The sequence below is a fragment of the Stutzerimonas stutzeri genome (assembly GCF_018138085.1).
GTDB lineage: Bacteria > Pseudomonadota > Gammaproteobacteria > Pseudomonadales > Pseudomonadaceae > Stutzerimonas > Stutzerimonas stutzeri_AI.
Genome location: NZ_CP073105.1, coordinates 2,457,443 through 2,477,341 on the forward strand (window position 1 = coordinate 2,457,443; position 19,899 = coordinate 2,477,341).

Annotated in this window: 15 protein-coding genes; 6 read left to right on the forward strand and 9 right to left on the reverse strand. The window is 62.3% G+C overall.

Features of this window, described 5'->3' with window-relative positions:
• The first annotated feature begins 35 nt into the window (after nt 1-35).
• Nucleotides 36-1,301 (forward strand): OprD family porin, encoded by a 1,266-nt coding sequence (locus tag KCX70_RS11310; RefSeq protein WP_212620234.1) that lies wholly within the window; start codon nt 36-38, stop codon nt 1,299-1,301.
• A gap of 208 nt (nt 1,302-1,509) precedes the next feature.
• On the opposite strand, the gene KCX70_RS11315 is transcribed toward KCX70_RS11310, so the two are convergent.
• The 7 genes from KCX70_RS11315 to kdgD all read right to left on the reverse strand — a co-directional run bounded on the left by KCX70_RS11315 (nt 1,510) and on the right by kdgD (nt 11,270).
• Nucleotides 1,510-2,427 (reverse strand): aldose 1-epimerase, encoded by a 918-nt coding sequence (locus KCX70_RS11315; RefSeq protein ID WP_212620235.1) that lies wholly within the window; start codon nt 2,425-2,427, stop codon nt 1,510-1,512.
• Between the two features lie 197 nt (nt 2,428-2,624).
• On the reverse strand, nt 2,625-3,554 hold the full coding sequence (locus KCX70_RS11320) for a 2-hydroxyacid dehydrogenase (RefSeq protein ID WP_212620236.1): 930 nt from the start codon (nt 3,552-3,554) through the stop codon (nt 2,625-2,627).
• 30 nt (nt 3,555-3,584) lie between these two features.
• Nucleotides 3,585-4,997, reverse strand: a complete 1,413-nt coding sequence (locus tag KCX70_RS11325) for an FAD-binding oxidoreductase (RefSeq protein ID WP_212620237.1) — start codon at nt 4,995-4,997, stop codon at nt 3,585-3,587.
• Between the two features lie 345 nt (nt 4,998-5,342).
• Nucleotides 5,343-6,896, reverse strand: a complete 1,554-nt coding sequence (gene garD / locus KCX70_RS11330; protein ID WP_212620328.1) for a galactarate dehydratase — start codon at nt 6,894-6,896, stop codon at nt 5,343-5,345.
• Nucleotides 6,897-7,355: 459 nt separating this feature from the next.
• Nucleotides 7,356-8,699, reverse strand: coding sequence for a glucarate dehydratase (gene gudD / locus KCX70_RS11335; RefSeq protein WP_212620238.1), 1,344 nt, complete (start codon nt 8,697-8,699; stop codon nt 7,356-7,358).
• Nucleotides 8,700-8,824: 125 nt separating this feature from the next.
• Entirely contained in the window at nt 8,825-10,267 is a 1,443-nt protein-coding gene (locus KCX70_RS11340; RefSeq protein WP_212620239.1) for an aldehyde dehydrogenase family protein, read from the reverse strand.
• 91 nt (nt 10,268-10,358) lie between these two features.
• Nucleotides 10,359-11,270, reverse strand: a complete 912-nt coding sequence (kdgD, locus tag KCX70_RS11345) for a 5-dehydro-4-deoxyglucarate dehydratase (protein WP_212620240.1) — start codon at nt 11,268-11,270, stop codon at nt 10,359-10,361.
• Nucleotides 11,271-11,980: 710 nt separating this feature from the next.
• On the opposite strand from kdgD, the gene KCX70_RS11350 reads away from it, so the two are divergent.
• From KCX70_RS11350 to KCX70_RS11365, 4 genes are all read left to right on the forward strand, one after another.
• The gene (locus KCX70_RS11350; protein ID WP_212620241.1) at nt 11,981-13,375 is read left to right on the forward strand and encodes an enolase C-terminal domain-like protein; all 1,395 of its coding nucleotides are present in this window, start codon (nt 11,981-11,983) and stop codon (nt 13,373-13,375) included.
• Nucleotides 13,376-13,427: 52 nt separating this feature from the next.
• A complete protein-coding gene (locus KCX70_RS11355) occupies nt 13,428-14,396 on the forward strand; it encodes a tripartite tricarboxylate transporter substrate binding protein (RefSeq protein ID WP_212620242.1) in 969 nt (322 codons plus the stop codon).
• 70 nt (nt 14,397-14,466) lie between these two features.
• Nucleotides 14,467-14,955, forward strand: a complete 489-nt coding sequence (locus KCX70_RS11360) for a tripartite tricarboxylate transporter TctB family protein (protein ID WP_102850600.1) — start codon at nt 14,467-14,469, stop codon at nt 14,953-14,955.
• Nucleotides 14,956-14,964: 9 nt separating this feature from the next.
• Entirely contained in the window at nt 14,965-16,485 is a 1,521-nt protein-coding gene (locus KCX70_RS11365) for a tripartite tricarboxylate transporter permease (protein ID WP_212620243.1), read from the forward strand.
• Between the two features lie 76 nt (nt 16,486-16,561).
• Here KCX70_RS11365 and KCX70_RS11370 read toward each other — a convergent pair whose 3' ends face one another.
• Complete coding sequence (locus KCX70_RS11370) at nt 16,562-17,701, reverse strand: L-talarate/galactarate dehydratase (protein ID WP_249121730.1); 1,140 nt, start codon at nt 17,699-17,701, stop codon at nt 16,562-16,564.
• Nucleotides 17,702-17,803: 102 nt separating this feature from the next.
• On the opposite strand from KCX70_RS11370, the gene KCX70_RS11375 reads away from it, so the two are divergent.
• The gene (locus KCX70_RS11375; RefSeq protein WP_212620244.1) at nt 17,804-18,709 is read left to right on the forward strand and encodes a LysR family transcriptional regulator; all 906 of its coding nucleotides are present in this window, start codon (nt 17,804-17,806) and stop codon (nt 18,707-18,709) included.
• Here the strand turns inward: KCX70_RS11375 and KCX70_RS11380 are convergent.
• Entirely contained in the window at nt 18,697-19,854 is a 1,158-nt protein-coding gene (locus tag KCX70_RS11380; protein ID WP_212620245.1) for an L-talarate/galactarate dehydratase, read from the reverse strand. The genes KCX70_RS11375 and KCX70_RS11380 overlap by 13 nt on opposite strands.
• Nucleotides 19,855-19,899 lie beyond the last annotated feature (45 nt).

The window sequence follows — 19,899 nt, forward strand, 5'->3', positions numbered from 1 at the left end:
GAGTGGGATTACCTAAAAAAGGGAGCACAACAACAATGACCCCACGCAACCCCCTATCTGCCGCTGTATTCGCGGGCACGCTGTCGTTGGCGCTTGGCATTCCTGCCGTCGCTTACGCCGCAGATGGCTTCGTTGAAGGCACCAAAATCAGCCTCAACGCCCGTAACTTCTACATCAACCGTAACTTCGTCGATCCCGACTACAACAATGGCCAGGGCAAGGGCGAGGAATGGACACAGAGCTTCATTCTCAATATCCAGTCCGGTTACACCCCCGGTCCGATTGGCTTTGGTGTCGACGTGCTGGCCGGTCTGGCAGTCAAGCTCGACGGCGGTGGCGGCACCTACGGCACCGGTCTGCTGCCAGTCCGCGGCAGTGGTGACGACCGTTATCCGGCCGATGACTATGGCCGTGTAGCGCTTGCCGCCAAAGCGAAGTTCTCCGAAACCGAGTTGCGCGTCGGTGAGTGGATGGTGGTGTTGCCGATTCTCCGTTCGGACGACGGCCGCTCGCTACCGCAGACCTTCCAGGGCGGAATGATCACGTCCAAGGAGATCAGCAACCTGGCCTTGTACGGTGGCCAGATGCGCCAGAACAGCACCCGTGATGACGCTAGCCTGGAAGACATGGTGTATGGCGGCGCCCGTTCGGATCGCTTCAATTTCGTGGGTGGTGAGTATTCCTTCACCGACAAGACCAAGGTCGGCCTGTGGCATGCCCGTCTGGAAGACATTTATCAGCAGAACTACTTCCAACTGCTGCACACCCAGCCGCTGAGCGACAACCTCGCTCTGACCGCCAACCTCGGTTACTTCACCGGTAAAGAAGAAGGCAGCGCCCTGGCAGGCGATTTGGACAACAAGACCTTTTCCGGCCTGTTCGGGCTGCAGATGGGATCCAACACCTTCTATGTTGGCCTGCAGAAGGTCAGCGGCGACAACGGCTGGATGCGTGTAAACGGCACCAGTGGCGGCACCTTGGGGAACGATAGTTTCAACTCGAGCTACGACAACCCGAACGAGCGCTCCTGGCAGCTTCGCCATGACTTCAACTTCGCCGGCGTCGGCGTACCGGGACTTACGTTGATGAACCGCTACATCAGCGGCGACAACATCGAAGCAGGTGGCGTCGACGACGGCAAGGAGTGGGGTCGCGAATCCGAACTGGCATATACCGTTCAAAGCGGCGTACTGAAAAGTCTGAATATCAAATGGCGTAACTCGAGCATCCGTCGTGACTACAGCGCCACGGAGTTCGACGAGAACCGCCTGATCTTCAACTACCCGATCTCCATTTTGTAGCGTCATCCACCACGCTGGACGCAACACTCCTCGCTCCTGTTGCGGAAACTTTCGCCCGTCCTTGTGACGGGCTTTTTTTTGGCGAATGGGGTTGAATGATCCCTTATCCAGCCGCGATCGATGCGCTTATATGCCGAAATGATTTCAGCGTTATGGCGCTCGTGGCGACCTGGAGCGCTTGGGCTTTCGCTTGAGGGTGACGGCGGGGCTACGGGCTAGTACGAACCGTCCGTTGGATCCGGATCTGGCAACTGACCTGCATCGCCTCACCCGGCAACAACACCTGCATTCCGTTAGCGACCGGATCGTCCATGCCGAGGGCGTTATTGGCGTGGGACACCGGTTCCACCGCGAAGAAGCCCAGTTCGGCAGGCGGCGTGAACACCACCAGATGATCCAGCGCCTCGCTGGTGTTCATGGTCAGCTCGACGCCCTGCCCTGGCCAGCGGATCAGCACTGGAGCGGTCCGGCCGACGAAACAGTTATCCAACGCTGGCTCCTGCAGCGGCCTGGCTATCGCGAAATCCCATTGCGCTGGAATCTGCGACAGATGTGACGGCAGGCCTTGCGAGTCGTTTTGCCAAACGGAGCGCGCCGCGAATTGCACCTGGCAATCGTCATGGCGCATGAAGTATGGGTGCCAACCGAGGCCGGCGGGCATCGAGCGGGTGTCGGTATTGCGCAGAGTCAGATGTAGCGCAACGCCTTCGCCATTGAGCTGGATGCGATGCGCCAGCTCGAAGGCGAACGGCCAGTCGAGCACCGCATCGCCCTCCGGTTGATGCGTGACAACGAGGCTCAGGCTGTCCGAGCCCCGTTCGGCCACGGTCCAGGCCCTTTTCCAGGCGACGCCATGAATCGGTAGCGGATGGTCGGGTGACAATCGGCGCAGCGGGTAGCGCTCGCCTTCGTGTCCGAAGGCGCCGTCGCCGACTCGATTGGAAAACGGCGCCAACACGAAGCAACCGGCACGGCGGACGCTGTCGGAACCGTCCCATGGGCGCAGCACGTCGATACCCTCGATGCTCAGGCGCGTGATCGCCCCGCCCAGCGCCGGACAAACTGATAGCCGCAGTGAACCATGCTGCAGTTCGATCTCGCTCAGATTCGGTTGGCGATCAGACATGGCAGCTGCTTCCTCTGGCGAGTCATCATTGCTCGCTTATGTGAGTGTAAGCGGCGCCCCACACCCACGCGCTTGTGGCTCGCGATGTGGTAGCGCCATGGGGGATGTCGCTCAAAAATGCCGAACTCGGGCTTCTGGCCAGCGCTCGTTGTGGCGACGATTGTCGCCTTCAGTCCACAGCGTGCCGGTGGGCACGCTCAGACCGCTGTCAGTACCTCTCCACGTTCGAGGAACGCGCGCAGATTGGCTAACAGCAATTCTTCCATCGCCAGCCGGGTTTCTTCCGTGCCGCTGGCGATATGCGGTAGCAGAACGACGTTCGGCAGTTCGAGCAAGGCGCGCGGCACGTTTGGCTCCTGGGCGTAGACATCGAGGCCGGCACCGCCGAGGCAGCCGTCGAGCAGCGCGTCGACCAGTGCCGGCTCGTCCACCACCGATCCGCGGGAGACGTTGATCAGTACGCCTTTCGAGCCAAGTGCGTCGAGCACTTCCCGGTTGACCAGGTTGCGGGTGCTCTCCCCGCCAGGACAGGTCAGAACCAGGAAATCGCTCCACTGCGCCAGTTCGACCAGACTGGATTCGTAGCCGTATGCGCTGCCCTGGACCGGCCGGCGATTGTGGTAACGCACCGCCATGTCGAAGCCTCTGGAGCGCTTGGCCACCGCTTCACCGATGCGGCCAAGACCGACGATGCCGAGTCGTTTGCCGTAGACCTTGCTCGACAGCGGCATGCCGCCAGAGGGCCACTCGCCATTGCGAACGAAGCGGTCGGCACGCGAAATCTGCCGAGCGCAGTCGATGACCAATCCGAAAGCAAGGTCCGCGACGCAGTCGTTGAGCACATCTGGCGTATTGCTCACCGGGATGCCTCGGGCCCGCGCCGCTGCAACGGCAATGGAGTCATAACCGACACCGGAACTGATGATCGCTCTGAGGTTGGGCAGCCGCTCGATCAGTTCCGCTGTGCAGCCGAAACGCGCAGAGGTCACCACGATCTCGATGCGCTGCGCATGTTGGTCGAGCAGGATCTCGGCGTCCTGCTCCCAGATGCGCAGTACCTCATGCTCCGCAGCCAGACCACGGTTGAAGCGTTCGGTAAGGGGGCCGAGCTGGAGAATACAGGTCACGGGATTTCCTCGATTGGATGAGCGAATCGGTTAGAGCACCTTGTCGGGATTCATCAATCCCTTGGGATCGAATGTTTCTTTCAGGACGTGCATCAGCTCGAGTTCCAACGGATTCTTGTAGTGCTTGGCCGCAGCACGCTTGGCCTGGCCAAGCCCATGCTCGGCGCTGATGCTGCCGTGCAGGTCCATGGTGACGTCATAGATCACGCGCATGATCGCCTCCTGTTGCGCCTTGAAGGCGGCATCTTCGGACCCGATCGGTTTGCTGACGTTGTAGTGCAGGTTGCCGTCGCCGACATGGCCGTAAGCGACGATGCGCACGCCGGGAAACTGCTCAAGCAGCCGCTGATTGACGGCTTCGATGAATGCCGGAATCGAGCTCACCGGCACACTGATGTCGTGCTTGAGGCTTGGGCCCTCATGGTTTTGCGCCTCGGAAATACCTTCGCGCATGGCCCACAACGCTGCCACCTGGGCTTCACTCTGGGCCAGCACGGCATCGATCGCCAGTTCCCGCTCCAGCGCCTCGGCGATGCCCACTTCCAACACCTGGTTGAGCGGCGCATCCGGCTGGGTATCGCTGAGTTCGATCAATACGTACCAAGGGTGTGGCTCGGCGAACGGATCGCTGCACCCCGCGACATGGCTCAGCACGAACTCGACACTTTGCCGCGACATCAGCTCGAAGCCGGTCAGGCGGTCGCCACAGAGCCCGCGAATGATGCCGATCAGCTCAACCGCGGCCTGGGCGCTGGGCAAGGCCACCCAGGCGGTCGTCGTGCTGCGCACCGCCGGGTAGAGTTTGAGCACCGCCGCGGTGATGATCCCGAGCGTCCCTTCCGAGCCAATGAAAAGCTGTTTGAGGTCGTAGCCGGTATTGTCCTTGCGCAACCCGCGCAGGCCGTTCCAGATTTGCCCGTCCGGCAGCACCACTTCCAGGCCAAGAGTGAGGTCGCGCATGTTGCCGTAGCGCAACACCGCGGTGCCGCCCGCATTGGTGGCGAGGTTGCCTCCCACGGTGCAGCTGCCCTCGGCACCCAGCGACAGCGGAAACAGGCGTCCGGCGCCTGCCGCGGCATTCTGCAGCGCCTGCAGAACGACACCTGCTTCTACGGTGATGGTTTCGTTAGCTGTGTCGATTTCGCGGATGCGGTTCATGCGGGTCAGCGAAAGCACCACCTGAGTACCGCTGTCGTCGGGGATCGAACCGCCGCACAGGCCCGTATTGCCGCCCTGCGGCACCACGGCGATGCGCTGCTCGTGGCACAGGTGCACCACGGCAGCCACTTCTCCGGTTGTCGCCGGCCGCACGACCAGCGCTGCCTTGCCACGGTAAGCGTTGCGCCAGTCGCTGAGGTAGCTGGCCATCCGCTCTGGGTCGCAGACGATTCCGGCAGGCCCGACTATGGCTTCGAGAGCATGCCGCAAGGTGTGGGCGTTCATGGCAACTCCGTCTGGAAAAAACTGGCGGGTGTTCTTGGCATGCCGTTCAACGAGTTCACCTTCCTTCACGCCGCAAACCGAACCCAAGGTCGCGGGCAAAGCCCACTCCTACAGGCATCCATCGGCGCTTTTTTAGGAGCTGGCTCTGCCTGCGGCCGGAGCCGGGGTCGCGGGCAGAGCCCACTCCTACAAGCATCCATCGGTGCTTTTGTAGGAGCTGGCTCTGCCTGCGACCGGAGCCAGGATCGCGGGCAAAGCCCACTCCTACAGGCATCCATCGGTGCTTTTGTAGGAGCAGGCTCTGCCTGCGACCAGCGACGAACAGCGCAACCGACATGTCCCGTATCAGGTGATCGGCGCCGGGTTGAACAGCACGATGTCATTGTGCAAACGGTGCCGCTCGGCCCAGGTCTTTTTACGACCGCTGGCGACATCCAGGTAATAGTGGAACAGCTCCCAGCCCAGCTCCTCGAGGGTCGCGCGGCCGGTAGCGATGCGCCCGGCGTCGATGTCGATCAGATCCGGCCAGCGCTCCGCCAACTCGGTACGGGTCGCCACCTTGACCACTGGCGCCATGGCCAGGCCGTATGGCGTGCCGCGCCCGGTGGTGAACACGTGCAGGTTCATCCCGGCTGCCAGCTGCAGCGTGCCGCAAACGAAGTCGCTGGCCGGCGTCGCACAGAAAATCAGCCCCTTTCGATCGACCCGCTCGCCCGGCCCGACCACGCCATTGATGGCGCCGCTGCCGGATTTGACGATCGAACCCAACGACTTCTCGACGATATTGGATAGCCCACCCTTCTTGTTACCAGGTGTGGTGTTGGCGCTGCGGTCGGCGGCGCCGCGCTCCAGGTACTGATCGTACCAGTCCATCTCGGCGATCAGCGCGTCGGCGACTTCAGTCGACTCGGCGCGAGCGGTGAGCATATACACCGCGTCACGCACTTCGGTGTTCTCGGAGAACATCACAGTGGCGCCGGCGCGAACCAGCAAGTCCGAGGCGTAGCCCAATGCCGGGTTGGCGGTGATGCCCGAGAAGGCATCGCTGCCACCGCACTGCATGCCGAGCACCAATTCGGACGCTGGTACCGTCTCGCGGCGGCGCTGGTCGAGCTTCTTCAGCCGCGTTTCGGCCAGGGCCATGATCTGCTCGATCATCTCGCCAAAGCCCGTGTTCGATTCCTGCAGGCGATAGAGCCAGGGGTCGCGCAGATCCACCGAAGGATCGCCCTCGTGCATCACCTGCTCGGCCTGGAGCTTCTCGCAGCCGAGACTTATGACCAACGCCTCGCCACCGAGATTGGGATTGCGCGCCAGGTTGCGCACGGTACGGATCGGGATGTAGGCGTCGCGCGCATTGATCGCCACGCCGCAGCCGTAGCTATGGGTCAGCGCCACCACGTCATCGACGTTGGGGTACTTGGGCAGCAGCTCGTCGCGGATGCGTTTGACCGCATGCTCCAGCACGCCGGTCACGCACTGCACGGTGGTGCTGATGCCGAGGATATTGCGCGTGCCCACCGTGCCGTCGGCATTGCGATAGCCCTCGAAGGTGAAGCCCTCCAGCGGCGCGAGCTTGTCCGGTACGGCGTTGGCACGCGGCAGGCTATCGAGCGGCGGCGCGCTGGGCATCTTCAGCTGGGTTTCCTTGACCCATGAACCGCGACGCAGCGGCTCGAGTGCGTAGCCGATGATCTGGCCATAGCGGCGCACGGGCTCGCCTTCCGGGATCTCCACCAGCGCCACCTTATGGCTCTGGGGCACGCTTTCGACCGTGACCAGGCCATCCTCGAACCGGGCACCGGTCGGCACACCACCATCGTTGACCACCACAGCCACGTTGTCCGCCTCGTTCAGGCGGATGTAACGCGGCGAATCTTGATGCTGAATCAATTCCACGGTGTCGTTCATATCGGTCTCCGGTCTGGCCGGTTTGTCGTTGTCTGGTTTGGATTAACGGTCGCTTCTCGAGCTATCACGGTCATGACCGGTTCCGCAGCCTGTGTTCGGTTCGAAAGCTTCGCGGTCAAGACCGCTCCCACGGCTGTGTGGCGCATTGTAGGAGCAGTCTTGACCGCGAGCTTTTCGGTGTACGGATGTTGTCATGTGCCTCGGTGACCTCGCTCGAATGACCTACTTGCCCCGAAGCCCTTCGCGGTCGAGACCGCTCCCACGGTTGTGTGGCGCATTGTAGGAGCGGTCTTGACCGCGAGCTTTTCGGTGTACAAGTGTTGTCATGCTGCCTCGGTGGAATCCCGTTCGAATGACGTACTTGCCTCGAAGCCCTTCGCGGTCGAGACCGCTCCCACGGTGTGTGGTGCATGTAGGAGCGGTCTTGACCGCGAGCTGTTTACACCATCAACGCACCATGCACGGCTGCTTGTTGTTGAAGGTCCACTCGGGGATCAGGTACTGCATGGCGATGGCGTCGTCGCGCGCGCCCAGGCCTTTTTCCAGGTACAGCTCGTGGGCTTTCTGCAAGGCATCTTCGTCCAGTTCGATCCCCAGACCCGCCTTCGCCGGAACAGCCACTTTACCGCCAACGATCTGCAGCGGCTCGCGGGTCAGGTATTGGCCGTCCTGCCAGATCCAGTGGGTGTCGATCGCAGTGATCTTGCCCGGTGCAGCAGCCGCCACATGGGTGAACATCGCCAGTGAAATGTCGAAGTGGTTGTTCGAGTGCGAGCCCCAGGTCAGCCCCCAGTCGTTGCACATCTGCGCCACCCGCACCGAACCGCTCATGGTCCAGAAGTGCGGGTCGGCCAGCGGGATGTCGACCGAATTCAGCTGGATGGTATGGCCCATCTGCCGCCAGTCAGTCGCGATCATGTTGGTCGCGGTCGGCAGGCCGGTGGCACGGCGGAACTCGGCCATCACTTCGCGACCCGAGTAGCCGTTCTCGGCACCGCAAGGGTCTTCGGCATACGCCAGCACGCCGTGCAGGTCCTTGCACAGATCGATGGCTTCAGCCAGCGACCAGGCGCCGTTGGGGTCCAGGGTGATGCGCGCATCGGGAAAACGCTCGGCCAGTGCTCGAATCGCCTTGACCTCTTCGCGGCCCGGCAGCACGCCGCCCTTGAGTTTGAAATCCTTGAAACCGTAGCGCTCGTAGGCCGCCTCGGCCTGGCGCACGACCGTCTCGGGCGTCAGCGCTTCTTCGTTGCGCACGCGGAACCAGTTATCGCTGGCGTTCGATTCGTCGCGATAGCCGAGGTCAGTCTTGTTGCGATCGGCGATGAAGAACAGATAACCGAGCATCTCGACTTCGTCGCGCTGCTGTCCGTCACCGAGCAATGCGGCAACCGGCACGCCTAGGTGCTGGCCGAGCAGATCGAGTAATGCCGACTCGATGGCAGTGATGGCGTGAATGGCGATACGCAGATCGAACGTCTGCAAGCCGCGGCCACCGACGTCGCGGTCGGCGAATGCCTTGCGCGCCTGGTTCAGCAGACCGTTGAAATTACCGACCGATTGGCCGATCAGAATGGCGCGAGCATCGTCCAGCGTCTTGCGGATCGCCTCGCCGCCGGGGACTTCGCCGACACCGGTGTTACCGGCGCTGTCCTTGAGAATGAGGATGTTGCGGGTGAAGTACGGACCATGGGCGCCGCTCAGGTTGAGCAGCATGCTGTCTTGACCTGCGACCGGGACCACCCGAAGTTCGGTGATGACCGGAGCACCTTGATTCACAGAATTGTTCATATGCTTCTCTCTTTTGTTCTTATGGTCCGCGCTGCGGGTACAACGATCTATCTGCCATGGGCGCGACCCTGCCCGAGACGCGCGGCGACTCGGACAGGCTGCGCCGCGTGGAGCGGCACGGTTGATCAGCCGATATAGGTGGTCTTCACCGTGGTGTAGAACTCCTGCGCATAACGGCCTTGCTCGCGCGGGCCATAGGACGAACCTTTGCGACCGCCGAACGGCACGTGGTAGTCCACACCCGCGGTCGGCAGGTTGACCATCACCATCCCCGCCTGGGAATGACGCTTGAAGTGATTGGCATACTTCAGCGAGGTGGTGCAGATACCCGCCGACAGGCCGAACTCGGTGTCGTTGGCCATGGCCAGCGCTGCGTCGTAGTCCTTGACCTTCACCACGTTGGCCACAGGGCCAAAGATCTCTTCACGGCTGATGCGCATGTCCGCGGTGCTGTCGACGAACAAGGTCGGCGCCAGGTAGTAACCCTCGGTACCGCAGGTCACGCGCTCGCCACCGCAAGCCAGGCGTGCGCCCTCTTGCTTGCCGATCTCGATGTATTTCAGATCCTGGTCCAGCTGGGCCTGAGACACTACCGGGCCGACATCCACGCCCTGCTCCAGTGCCGAACCGACCTTGATCTTCTTGATGCGCTCGATCATGGCTTCGACGAAACGGTCGTAGATACCTTCGGTGACGATGATGCGACTGGAGGCGGTGCAACGTTGGCCGGTCGAATAGAACGCGCTTTGCGTGGCCAGCTCGACGGCGGTATTGAGATCGGCATCGTCCAGAATGATTTGCGGATTCTTGCCGCCCATCTCCAGCTGGACCTTGGCCTGACGACCGACGCAGGTCGCCGCGATGCCGCGACCGACGCCCACCGAACCGGTGAAGCTGACGCCATCGACGCGCTTGTCGTTGACGATGGCTTCGCCGACTTCGCGGCCCTTGCCCATCACCAGGTTGAACACGCCGTCCGGGAAGCCGGCACGCGAGATGATTTCAGCGATGGCCCAGGCGCAACCGGGCACCAGATCGGCCGGTTTGATGACCACGCAGTTGCCGTACGCCAGCGCCGGCGCGATCTTCCACGCGGGAATGGCGATCGGGAAGTTCCATGGAGTGATCAGACCGATCACGCCCAAAGGCTCGCGGGTTACTTCGACGCTGACGCCCGGACGGACCGACTGCAGCGTTTCGCCGGCCTGACGCAGGCATTCGCCGGCGAAGTACTTGAAGATATTGCCGGCACGGGAGACTTCACCGATGGCTTCCGGCAGGGTCTTGCCCTCTTCACGGGCCAGCAGGTTACCCAGCTCTTCGCGACGCGCGAGGATTTCCAGACCTACTTTTTCCAGGGCATCGGCACGGGCCTGGATGCCGCCAGTCGACCAGGTCGGGAAGGCCTTGCGGGCTGCAGCGATGGCGGCTTCGACCTGCGAAGCATCCGCCTGGGCGTATTCGCCGATGACGTCCGACAGGTCGGACGGGTTGATGTTGGCCTGGTAGTGCTTGCCAGCTACCCATTGGCCATCGATGTAGTTGTCATAACGCTTTGCGTCTGCCACGTAACGCTCTCCTTCGTGAGGTCCGCCGCAGTGCCCATGTATGAGGGCACTCGTAGCGACGGTTGGGGCGAGTGATAGGTCTAGCGTGCCGTTACTGTGCGCCCTGCTTCTCGATCAGCGCGGCGAGTGCTTCGTACTCGTCCGGGCGCAGGTCGGTCAGCGGTGCGCGAACGGGGCCGGCATCGTAACCGGCAATCTTCGCGCCGGCCTTGACGATGCTGACCGCATAGCCCTTGCAACGGTTGCGGATATCGAGGTACGGCAGGAAGAAATCGTCGATCAGCTTGCCGACGGTTTCGTCATCGTTACGCGAGATGGCGGAGTAGAAATCCATGGCCAGCTTGGGTACGAAGTTGAAGACGGCCGAGGAGTAGACCGGTACGCCGAGCGCCTTGTAGGCGGCGGCATACACTTCTGCAGTGGGCAGGCCGCCGAGATAGGTCAGGCGCTCGCCCAGACGGCGACGGATGGAGACCATCAGCTCGATGTCGCCGAGGCCATCCTTGTAGCCGATCAGGTTCGGGCAGCGCTCGGCCAGTTGCTCGAGCAGCGGCGCGGTCAGGCGGCATACGTTGCGGTTGTAAACCACGACGCCGATGTTGACCGACTTGCACACTTCCTCGACGTGCCGTGCGACACCTTCCTGGCTCGCTTCGGTCAGGTAATGCGGCAGCAGCAGCAGGCCTTTGGCACCGAGGCGCTCGGCTTCCTGGGCGTAGGCGATGGCCTGACGAGTCGGGCCGCCGACACCGGCGAGAATCGGCACCTGGCCAGCGCAAGTGTCAACGGCGGTCTTGATGATGTCCGGATATTCCTGCGGGGTCAGCGAGAAGAACTCGCCGGTACCGCCAGCCGCGAACAAGGCAGTCGCGCCATAAGGTGCCAGCCACTCCAGACGCTTGATGTAGCCAGCACGGCTGAAGTCGCCCTGCTGGTCGAAATCGGTGACGGGAAAGGAGAGCAGACCAGAAGAGAGGATGGCCTTCAGTTCTTGTGGGTTCATTGTTTGAGCATCCTGTGAAGCTATCGGTATTGAGGAAGGGGCCGCAGCCTTGAGATACGTTATCGTACAACCTCGGAAGTTGCTACTGCTTTTGTATGGATATTTGCCGGCCCCATTCAAGGCCGAGACCGCTCCCACGCATGCCTGATCTGTGGGAGCGGTCTTGACCGCGAATAGACACGGCCGACCAGCTGGCGCACTTTTCGCTACACTCGCCGGAAATAAGGCCTACCCACACAGATCCTCGGTGGACCATTGGGGACTCTTCCCCGCGCGAGTCTCATGATGATGCGGAACTCGGCCTGTACCCGAAAGAGGGGAAAAAGCCAGTGGCTCCCCGAAGAAGGCGAAACCTCAGCTCGACCGAGCAGTCACACAGAACGATTTTAATGTTGCCGTCGTTTGACAACCACCATCGGCGCTGATAAAAATCAAGCCAAGTCATACGACAACGTATGACAAAACAAACAGAGCTTAAAAAGCCATGCCTCATTCCGCGCCATTCTTCTCTGCAGCGCCCAGGCCTGTTGCCCACATCTCCACCGCCTTGCCTCCGCTGGCAAGTCTTTCCGCTACCCCTTACAGCCTGGCAAGCACGCCGACCGCCAATCTTCCACATTTAGATAGCTGTATGCGAGGGCTTGGCTGATAGCGCCACCCGCCCTTCCCACTCATTGCGCTCACAAGAACAATCAGGAGCCCGCGACTCGATGTCAGATCTCAAGGCCAACACCCCTATCGTGACCCGGATGCAGGTCATTCCCGTGGCGGGCTATGACAGCATGCTGCTGAACCTCTGCGGTGCGCACGCGCCCTATTTCACCCGCAACCTGGTGCTGCTCGAAGACAGCGCCGGGCGCAAGGGGATCGGCGAAGTCCCCGGCGGCGAAGGCATCCGTCAAGCGCTGGAGCGCACCAAGGGGCTCGTCGTCGGACAGCAGATCGGCCGCTACAATCGCGTGCTCAACACCCTGCGCCAGGCTATTGCAGGCGGCTCGGCGAAAGGGCCGCAGGCCACCCAGCACGAGGTGACCTCCGAGGCGGAAGCCGCGGTACTCAAACAGCCGCACGAGATCAACCTGCGGCTGGATAACGTCATTACTGCGGTCGAAGCCGCCCTCCTCGACCTGCTCGGCCAGCATCTGGACGTGCCTGTCGCAGAATTGCTCGGTAGTGGCCAGCAACGCGACAGCGTGCCGATGCTGGCGTATCTCTTCTATATAGGCGATCGCACCCGCACCGACCTGCCCTATCTCGCCGGCACCGGCTCGGCCGACGACTGGTACCACCTTCGCCATCAGGAAGCGGTCACCCCGGCCGCCATCGTCCGGCTTGCCGAGGCTGCCACGGCGCGCTACGGCTTCAAGGACTTCAAGCTCAAGGGCGGCGTGATGCGTGGCAGCGAAGAGATGCAAGCCATCGCCGGCATCAAGGCGCGCTTCCCGGATTCACGCGTCACGCTGGACCCCAACGGCGCCTGGTCATTGGCGCAAGCCATCGAGCTGTGCAAAGGCCAGGGCCATATCCTGTCCTACGCCGAAGATCCGTGCGGTCCGGAAAACGGCTACTCGGGACGCGAGATCATGGCCGAGTTCAAGCGCGCCACCGGCATCCCTACCGCCACCAACATGGTCGCCACCGACTGGCGGCAGATGGGTCATTCCCTGCGTCTGGAAGCTGTCGACATTCCCCTGGCCGACCCGCATTTCTGGACGATGCAAGGCTCGGTGCGGCTGGCGCAGATGTGCGAGCAGTTCGGCCTGACGTGGGGCTCGCATTCCAACAACCACTTCGACGTCTCGCTGGCCATGTTCACCCATGCCGCGGCCGCAGCGTCGGGCAACATCACTGCCATCGACACCCACTGGATCTGGCAAGAAGGCCAGGAGCGCCTGACCCGCGAACCGCTGCAGATCGTCGGCGGCGCGGTCCAGGTGCCAGACAAGCCGGGGCTCGGTATTGAACCGGACATGGATCGAATCGCTGCGGCGCACGAGCTCTACAACAAGGTCGCCACCGGTGCCCGAGACGACGCCATGGCCATGCAGTACCTGGTGCCTGGCTGGAAATACGATCCCAAGCAGCCAAGCCTGGGACGTCAATAACCAGAAAAGATACAAACGAAGCGCCGCAACCCAACCACGGAGAGACCCAACAATGAAAAAAGCTATCAGCGCCTCCCTCGTTTCCGCCCTGCTGGCAACCGCGGTCAGCGGTGCCTATGCCGCCGAAACCGAATGGCCGACTCGCCCTGTCCAGGTCGTGGTCATTGCCAACGCCGGCGGCGATACCGACTTCAATGCCCGCACCATGGCCAAGCACTTCACCAAGATCACCGGCGAAGCGATGGTTATCACCAACGTCGCCGGCGGCGGTGGCACCCTGGCCGCCGAGCAGGTCAAGCAAGCCGACCCGGACGGCAACACCATCCTCTTCACCCACACCGGCCAGTTGATCGTCAACGAAGTCGCCGGCCTGACCGAAGACAGCCTCGATGCGTTCGACATCTGCTGCATCGCCGGCGTCGACAAGGGCACCGTATTCGTCGCGTCGAAGAGTTCGGGCCTGAAATCGCTGGAAGACCTGATCTCCAAATCCAAGGCCGAGCCGAGCAGCGTCACCTACGGCACCGAGATGGGCAGCTACTCTCACCTGCAGGGCCTGATGTTCGAGGGCCTGACCGACACCAAGCTGAAGATGGTCGACGCCGGCACGGTATCGGAGAAGGTTGTCGCCCTGCTGGGCAACCGTATCGACCTGGCCGCAATCAGCTACGGCTCGGTACAGGACTACGTGCAGAGCGGTGAGATGGTCGCCCTGGGCCAGCCCAACGACGAGCGCAACCCGCTACTGGGCGACGTGCCGACCTTCAAGGAACAAGGTGTCGACTTCGTTATGGAGAAGCCTTACGTCGTTGCGTTCCCGGACGGCACCGATCCGGCCATCATCGAGAAGATGGCCGGCATCGTGAAGCAGATCACCGAGATGCCAGAATATGAAGAGGAGCTGCGCAAGACCTTCAAGCAGCCGGTCAGCTACTTCGGTACCGATGCGTCCATCGACCGCCTGAAGAACACCCGTGAAGACTTCATGCAGTACAAGGATCAGCTGCGTCAGGGTAAATAAGTCACCGCAACACGATGCCGGACGTAGTCACTGCGTCCGGCAGCCTTTCCTCTGAATCGAGAGCTGTCCCATGGATACCTACAAGAGAAAGGAGTTACTGGTCGGGGCCCTGATGCTGGGCGCCGGCCTGTTCTACCTGTTCCTGACCATCAATCTTCCGCGCAAAGGTTTCATCGACGCGTCCACTGTTCCTTATGTCCTGTCCGTCGGGCTCTGCCTGTTGGGCGTGTTGCAACTGGTGACCGCAACCCGGGCGACGCACCCTCCGGTCGATCCCGATGCGGATGCCGACCCCTCTGCCGGAACGCCACCTGACTACCCCACGGTGTTCAAGACACTCGGGTTGATCGCCGTTTATGTCGCCCTGCTGCAAAAGGTCGGCTTCCCGATCATGACGGTGCTTTATCTCTATGCGCAGTTCATCGTGATCACACCGCGCGAACAGAAGATCAACCACATCGCCTATATCGTCATCGCAGTCGTGACGTCCGCGTTGATCTTTTTCACCTTCCGGCAGGGCTTCGATCTGATGCTCCCGACCGGCTTTCTGAAATTCTAGGAGACGGCCATGTTCGAGCTTCTGCAGGCCGGTTTCGGCGCGGTTTTCTCCCCGTATATCTTCATCCTGATCACCCTTGGCGTCGCCGTCGGCATCGTCTTCGGTGCCGTCCCCGGGCTGTCGGCTACCATGGCCATTGCCTTGTGTTTGCCGCTGACCTACACCATGGGGCCCGCCGCAGGCTTGTCGCTGTTGGTCGCACTGTTCATCGGCGCGACGTCCGGCGGCCTGATTTCGGCCATTCTGCTCAAGATCCCCGGCACGCCCGCCTCCATCGCCACGACGTTCGACGGCGGGCCGATGATGGAGAAAGGCGAAGGCCTGAAGGCACTGGGCGTCGGTGTCGTGTTTTCCTTCATTGGCACTGTGTTCAGCATTGTCGCGCTGATGTCCATCGCGCCTTCGCTGGCCAAGGTGGCCTTGCGCTTCGGGCCGCATGAATACTTCTCCATCGCGATCTTCTCGCTGACGCTGATCGCCACGCTGTCCACTGGTTCGCTGCTCAAGGGCATCTATGCCGGCACCCTGGGCTTCGCGTTTTCCACCGTGGGTATCGCACCCGTTGATGCCATCCGCCGCTTCACGTTCGACTCGCCTAACCTCAACGGCGGTTTCGCGATGTTGACGGTGATGATCGGCATGTTTGCCGTGGCCGAAGTGATGAAGATCGCCGAAACCGGTCGCTCGATGCACAAGAGCAAGATCGCCACGGTCAGCATGAAGGGCGTGAAGGGCTTCGGCTTTTCCATGAAGGAGTTCTTCGGGCAGATTCCCAATGCGTTTCGCTCCTCGCTGATCGGCATCGGAATCGGCATTTTGCCGGGCATCGGCGCCGGCACCTCGAACATCGTCTCCTACATCATCGCCAAGAAACGCTCCAAGCATCCCGAGCAATTCGGCAAAGGCGCGGTCGAGGGCGTGGTCGCCAGCGAGACGGCGAACAACGCCGGCATCGGTAGCGCCATGATCCCGCTGATGACGCTCGGCATTCCGGGCGACACCGTGACCGCCATCCTGCTCGGTGGCTTCATGATCCACGGCATCCAGCCCGGCCCACTGCTGTTTATCAGCCAGGGCCCGCTGGTGTACACCATCTTCGCGGCGCTGATCCTCGCGTCGGTGATGATGCTGGTGCTGGAGTTCTACGGCCTGCGCATCTTCATCAAGCTGCTGGCAGTGCCCAAGCACATCCTGCTGCCGATCATCCTGGTGCTGTGCGTGGTGGGTGCGTTCGGTCTGAGCAGTCGGGTGTTCGACGTCTGGACCATTCTCTTGTTCGGCCTGATTGGCTATGGCTTCGTCAAAGGCGGCATGCCTGCAGCGCCGTTCATCATCGGTTTCATTCTCGGGCCGATGGCCGAAACCAACCTGCGGCGCGGCCTGATGCTGTCCGACGGCCACTTCATGGGCTTTCTCACGAACCCGATCTCGGCGTGCTTCTTGGCGCTGGCCCTGCTGTCGGTGCTCTGGCATCTGTTCAGCGCACTGCGCGGGCGCAAAAGCTCGGTGGAAAAGCTGCAGCGCGCCTGACCCGACGGCATCCGCGCGAGCGGATGCCGATGTAAAAAACCGCGCCATGCACGGCCTGCAAGGCGCGGTTTTGCGTTCAGCCACGCTTGCCAAGCTCGATCGTTGCCAGCGTCCAGCCGGCTACCCGCTCGTGCAGACTCAGGCCCAGGCCTGGCCGGTCTGGCACGAGCATGTGGCCGTCGCGTATTTCCAACCGCTCGTTGAACGCCGGTTCCAGCCATTCGAAATGCTCGACCCAGGTCGAGTGCTCGTAGGCAGCCGCCAGATGCAGATGGATTTCCATGACGAAGTGCGGCGCCATGATCATGTCGCGCTGTTCGGCGGCCCGGGCGACCTTGAGAAACGGCGTGATGCCACCCATGCGCGGCGCGTCGTGCATAATCACATCGACCGCGTCGGTATCGACGTAGCCCAAGGCTTCGGCGGCACTGGTCAGCATTTCGCCGGTGCCGATGGCGGTATCCAGTTGCGCGGCCAGCGCGGCGTGCCCAGCAACGTCGTGCGCATCGAGCGGCTCCTCGATCCATTCCAGCTGGTACTGCTCCAACATACGCCCCATGCGTAACGCGGTGATGCGATCCCATTGCTGGTTGACATCGACCATCAGCGGCACCTCATTGCCCAGATGCTTGCGCATGACCTCGACCCGCTGCAGGTCCAAGCGTCTGTCGGGCTGCCCGACTTTCATCTTCACGCCACCAATGCCGCGCTCGCGAGACTGCGTCGCCTTGTCGATGACTTCTTCGATCGAGGCCTGCAGATAGCCACCCGAGGTGTTGTAGCAGCGCACCGAATGGCGCTGCGCACCCAGCAGCTTGGACAGCGGCAATGCTGCGCGCCGGGCCTTGAGGTCCCACAAGGCGGTGTCGAACGCGGCAATGGCCTGAGCCGCGACGCCGCCCCGCCCTACCGAAGCACTGGCCCAGGCCAGCTTGCTCCAGAGCCGGGCGATGTCGTTGGGGTCTTCACCGATTAGCAGGGGTGCGAGTTCCTGGGCGTGGGCATACTGCGCCGGCCCACCGGTGCGCAAGCTGTAGCTGAAGCCCAGGCCAGCGTGCCCCTGTGCGGTTTCGATTTCGGCAAACAACAGACTGACCGCGGCCAATGCGGCCTGCCGACCGGTTGCCACTTTGGCATCGCTGACCGCCTGCGCCAGCGGCAGCTCCACCGAACGCAGGCGGATCCAGGTGATGCGATCGGGACTATAGGGTTTCATGTCCGCCTTCATGGTCGGGGTAGTTATGGAAGGCATGATGGACGTTGCGATTGATGCAGGGCTAATCTAATCAGCCACTTGATTGATACCGGAACTGGATCAATGTTCGACCTGGCGCAACTGCGATGCTTCACCGCTCTGGCTACGGAGTTGAATTTTCGTCGCGCCGCCGAGCGCCTGCACATGACCCAGCCACCGCTGAGCCGGCAGATCCAGTTGCTGGAACATCAACTGGGCGTCGTCTTGTTCACTCGCAGCACCCGCACGGTGGCCTTGACCGCCGCGGGTCGTGCCTTCTTCGTCGAAGCTCAGGCGCTGCTCGATCAGGCCCATCGGGCAGCACGGACTGCTCGCCTGATCGCGCTGGGCGAAAGTGGGACCGTGAGCATCGGTTTCGTTGCCAGCGCGGTGTACGACTTCCTGCCGCGGGTGGTGGCCCAGGCCAGGCGCGACCGTCCCGGTGTGCAGATCGCGCTCCAGGAAATGAGCACGTTCGAGCAGCTTCAGGCCCTGCTTACACGGCGCATCGACCTGGCCATCGTCCGTGCTCCCCTGAATCAGCCGGGCCTGGTCAGCGAGCGCCTCGTGTGCGAGCCCTTCGTGTTGGCCGTACACGACGAGCATCCATTGGCGCGGCTTGAACCGCTCGAGCTGACGGCATTGCACGGCCAGCCGTTCATCATGTATTCGCACGCCGCTTGGCAGCCGTTCAACGAACTGCTCACCGGCATGTTTCGCTCCAGCGGCGTGCAACCGGACTATGTGCAGTCGCTCGGCACCACCTTGACCATCCTTTCACTGGTCAACGTCGGCATGGGCCTGGCACTGGTGCCGCGCAGCGCCACTGCGGTGAGCTTCGAACGGGTGCGTTGGCGGACGCTCGAGCTGCCATCAGGCGTATACAGCGAACTGCATCTGGTCTGGCGCGACGACAACGACAACCCGGCCGTCGCCGCGCTTCGTGAAGCGGTGCGCCAGGCGGTCAGCGAAACCACTCAGGGACGCTGACCCACCTCGGCCTGCTGCACCGTCCAACCGGCCACCTGCTCGCTCAAACTCAGGCCCAGACCGGGCCGGTTCGGCACCAGCATTCGCCCATCGCGTATCTCCAGCCGCTCCTCGAACAAGGGTTCCAACCATTCGAAATGCTCGACCCATGGCTCACGGGTATGAGTCGCCGCCAGGTGCACGTGCAGCTCCATGGCGAAGTGTGGCGCCAGTGTCATGCCGGCCTGCTCGGCCAGGGCCTGTATCCGCAGATAGGGCGTGATGCCGCCAACGCGTGGAGCGTCCGGCATCAGGAAGTCGGCAGCACGCTGACGAATGAACTCCCAGTGTTCGGCCGGGCTGGTGAGCATCTCGCCCGTCGCGATTGGCGTATCGAACAGACGCGCCAATTCGGCGTGTCCCTCGGCGTCGTAGCAGTCCAGTGGCTCCTCGATCCATATCAGGTCGAAGGGCTCCAGGCGCCGGCACATGCGGCGAGCGGTCGGCCGATCCCATTGCTGGTTGGCATCGACCATCAGCGGGAACGCCTCGCCCAGGTGCTGGCGCACCGTGCCGACCCGGTGCAGGTCCAACGCCCAGTCCGGCTGTCCGACCTTGAGCTTTATCCCGCCGATGCCCTTCTCTCGCGACACATCGGTGTTCTTCATCAATTGGTCCAGCGGCGTGTGCAGAAAGCCGCCAGAGGTGTTGTAACAGCGCACCGAGTCGCGTTGGGCGCCGAGCAGACGCGCCAGCGACAACCCCGCACGACGTGCCTTGAGGTCCCACAGCGCCACGTCGAAGGCGCCGATCGCCTGGGTCGCCAGGCCGCTGCGGCCCACCGAAGCGCCCGCCCAGCACAACTTGTCCCACAGCTTGGCAATATCGCTGGGGTTCTCGCCTATCAGATTGGGCGCCACCTCCAGGGCATGGGCAAACTGTCCCGCGCCGCCGGCGCGCTTGGAGTAGCTGAAACCCAGCCCGTGGTGACCATCACGGGTTTCGATTTCGGCGATCAGGATCGCGATCTCGGTCATCGGCTTCTGTCGGCCGGTGAGTACCTTCGCATCGCTGATCGGGTTGGCCAGCGGCAGGGTCACCGAGCGCAGGCGCAGCCAGGCGATACGGTCATCGTCGGCACAGATGATTGCGGGCTTGTCGTTCATGGAATCTCCTGGTGATGGGCCGGCGACCTGCTCTGCGCCATAGGT

Excerpts from the sequence above, each read along its gene's own strand:
- gudD (WP_212620238.1), bottom strand. The coding sequence starts at position 8,699 with ATGAACAATTCTGTGAATCAAGGTGCTCCGGTCATCACCGAACTTCGG.
- KCX70_RS11380 (WP_212620245.1), bottom strand. The coding sequence starts at position 19,854 with ATGAACGACAAGCCCGCAATCATCTGTGCCGACGATGACCGTATCGCC.
- KCX70_RS11375 (WP_212620244.1), top strand. The coding sequence starts at position 17,804 with ATGTTCGACCTGGCGCAACTGCGATGCTTCACCGCTCTGGCTACGGAG.
- KCX70_RS11350 (WP_212620241.1), top strand. The coding sequence starts at position 11,981 with ATGTCAGATCTCAAGGCCAACACCCCTATCGTGACCCGGATGCAGGTC.
- KCX70_RS11360 (WP_102850600.1), top strand. The coding sequence starts at position 14,467 with ATGGATACCTACAAGAGAAAGGAGTTACTGGTCGGGGCCCTGATGCTG.
- KCX70_RS11355 (WP_212620242.1), top strand. The coding sequence starts at position 13,428 with ATGAAAAAAGCTATCAGCGCCTCCCTCGTTTCCGCCCTGCTGGCAACC.
- KCX70_RS11370 (WP_249121730.1), bottom strand. The coding sequence starts at position 17,701 with ATGAAACCCTATAGTCCCGATCGCATCACCTGGATCCGCCTGCGTTCG.
- KCX70_RS11365 (WP_212620243.1), top strand. The coding sequence starts at position 14,965 with ATGTTCGAGCTTCTGCAGGCCGGTTTCGGCGCGGTTTTCTCCCCGTAT.
- KCX70_RS11315 (WP_212620235.1), bottom strand. The coding sequence starts at position 2,427 with ATGTCTGATCGCCAACCGAATCTGAGCGAGATCGAACTGCAGCATGGT.
- kdgD (WP_212620240.1), bottom strand. The coding sequence starts at position 11,270 with ATGAACCCACAAGAACTGAAGGCCATCCTCTCTTCTGGTCTGCTCTCC.
- KCX70_RS11325 (WP_212620237.1), bottom strand. The coding sequence starts at position 4,997 with ATGAACGCCCACACCTTGCGGCATGCTCTCGAAGCCATAGTCGGGCCT.
- KCX70_RS11310 (WP_212620234.1), top strand. The coding sequence starts at position 36 with ATGACCCCACGCAACCCCCTATCTGCCGCTGTATTCGCGGGCACGCTG.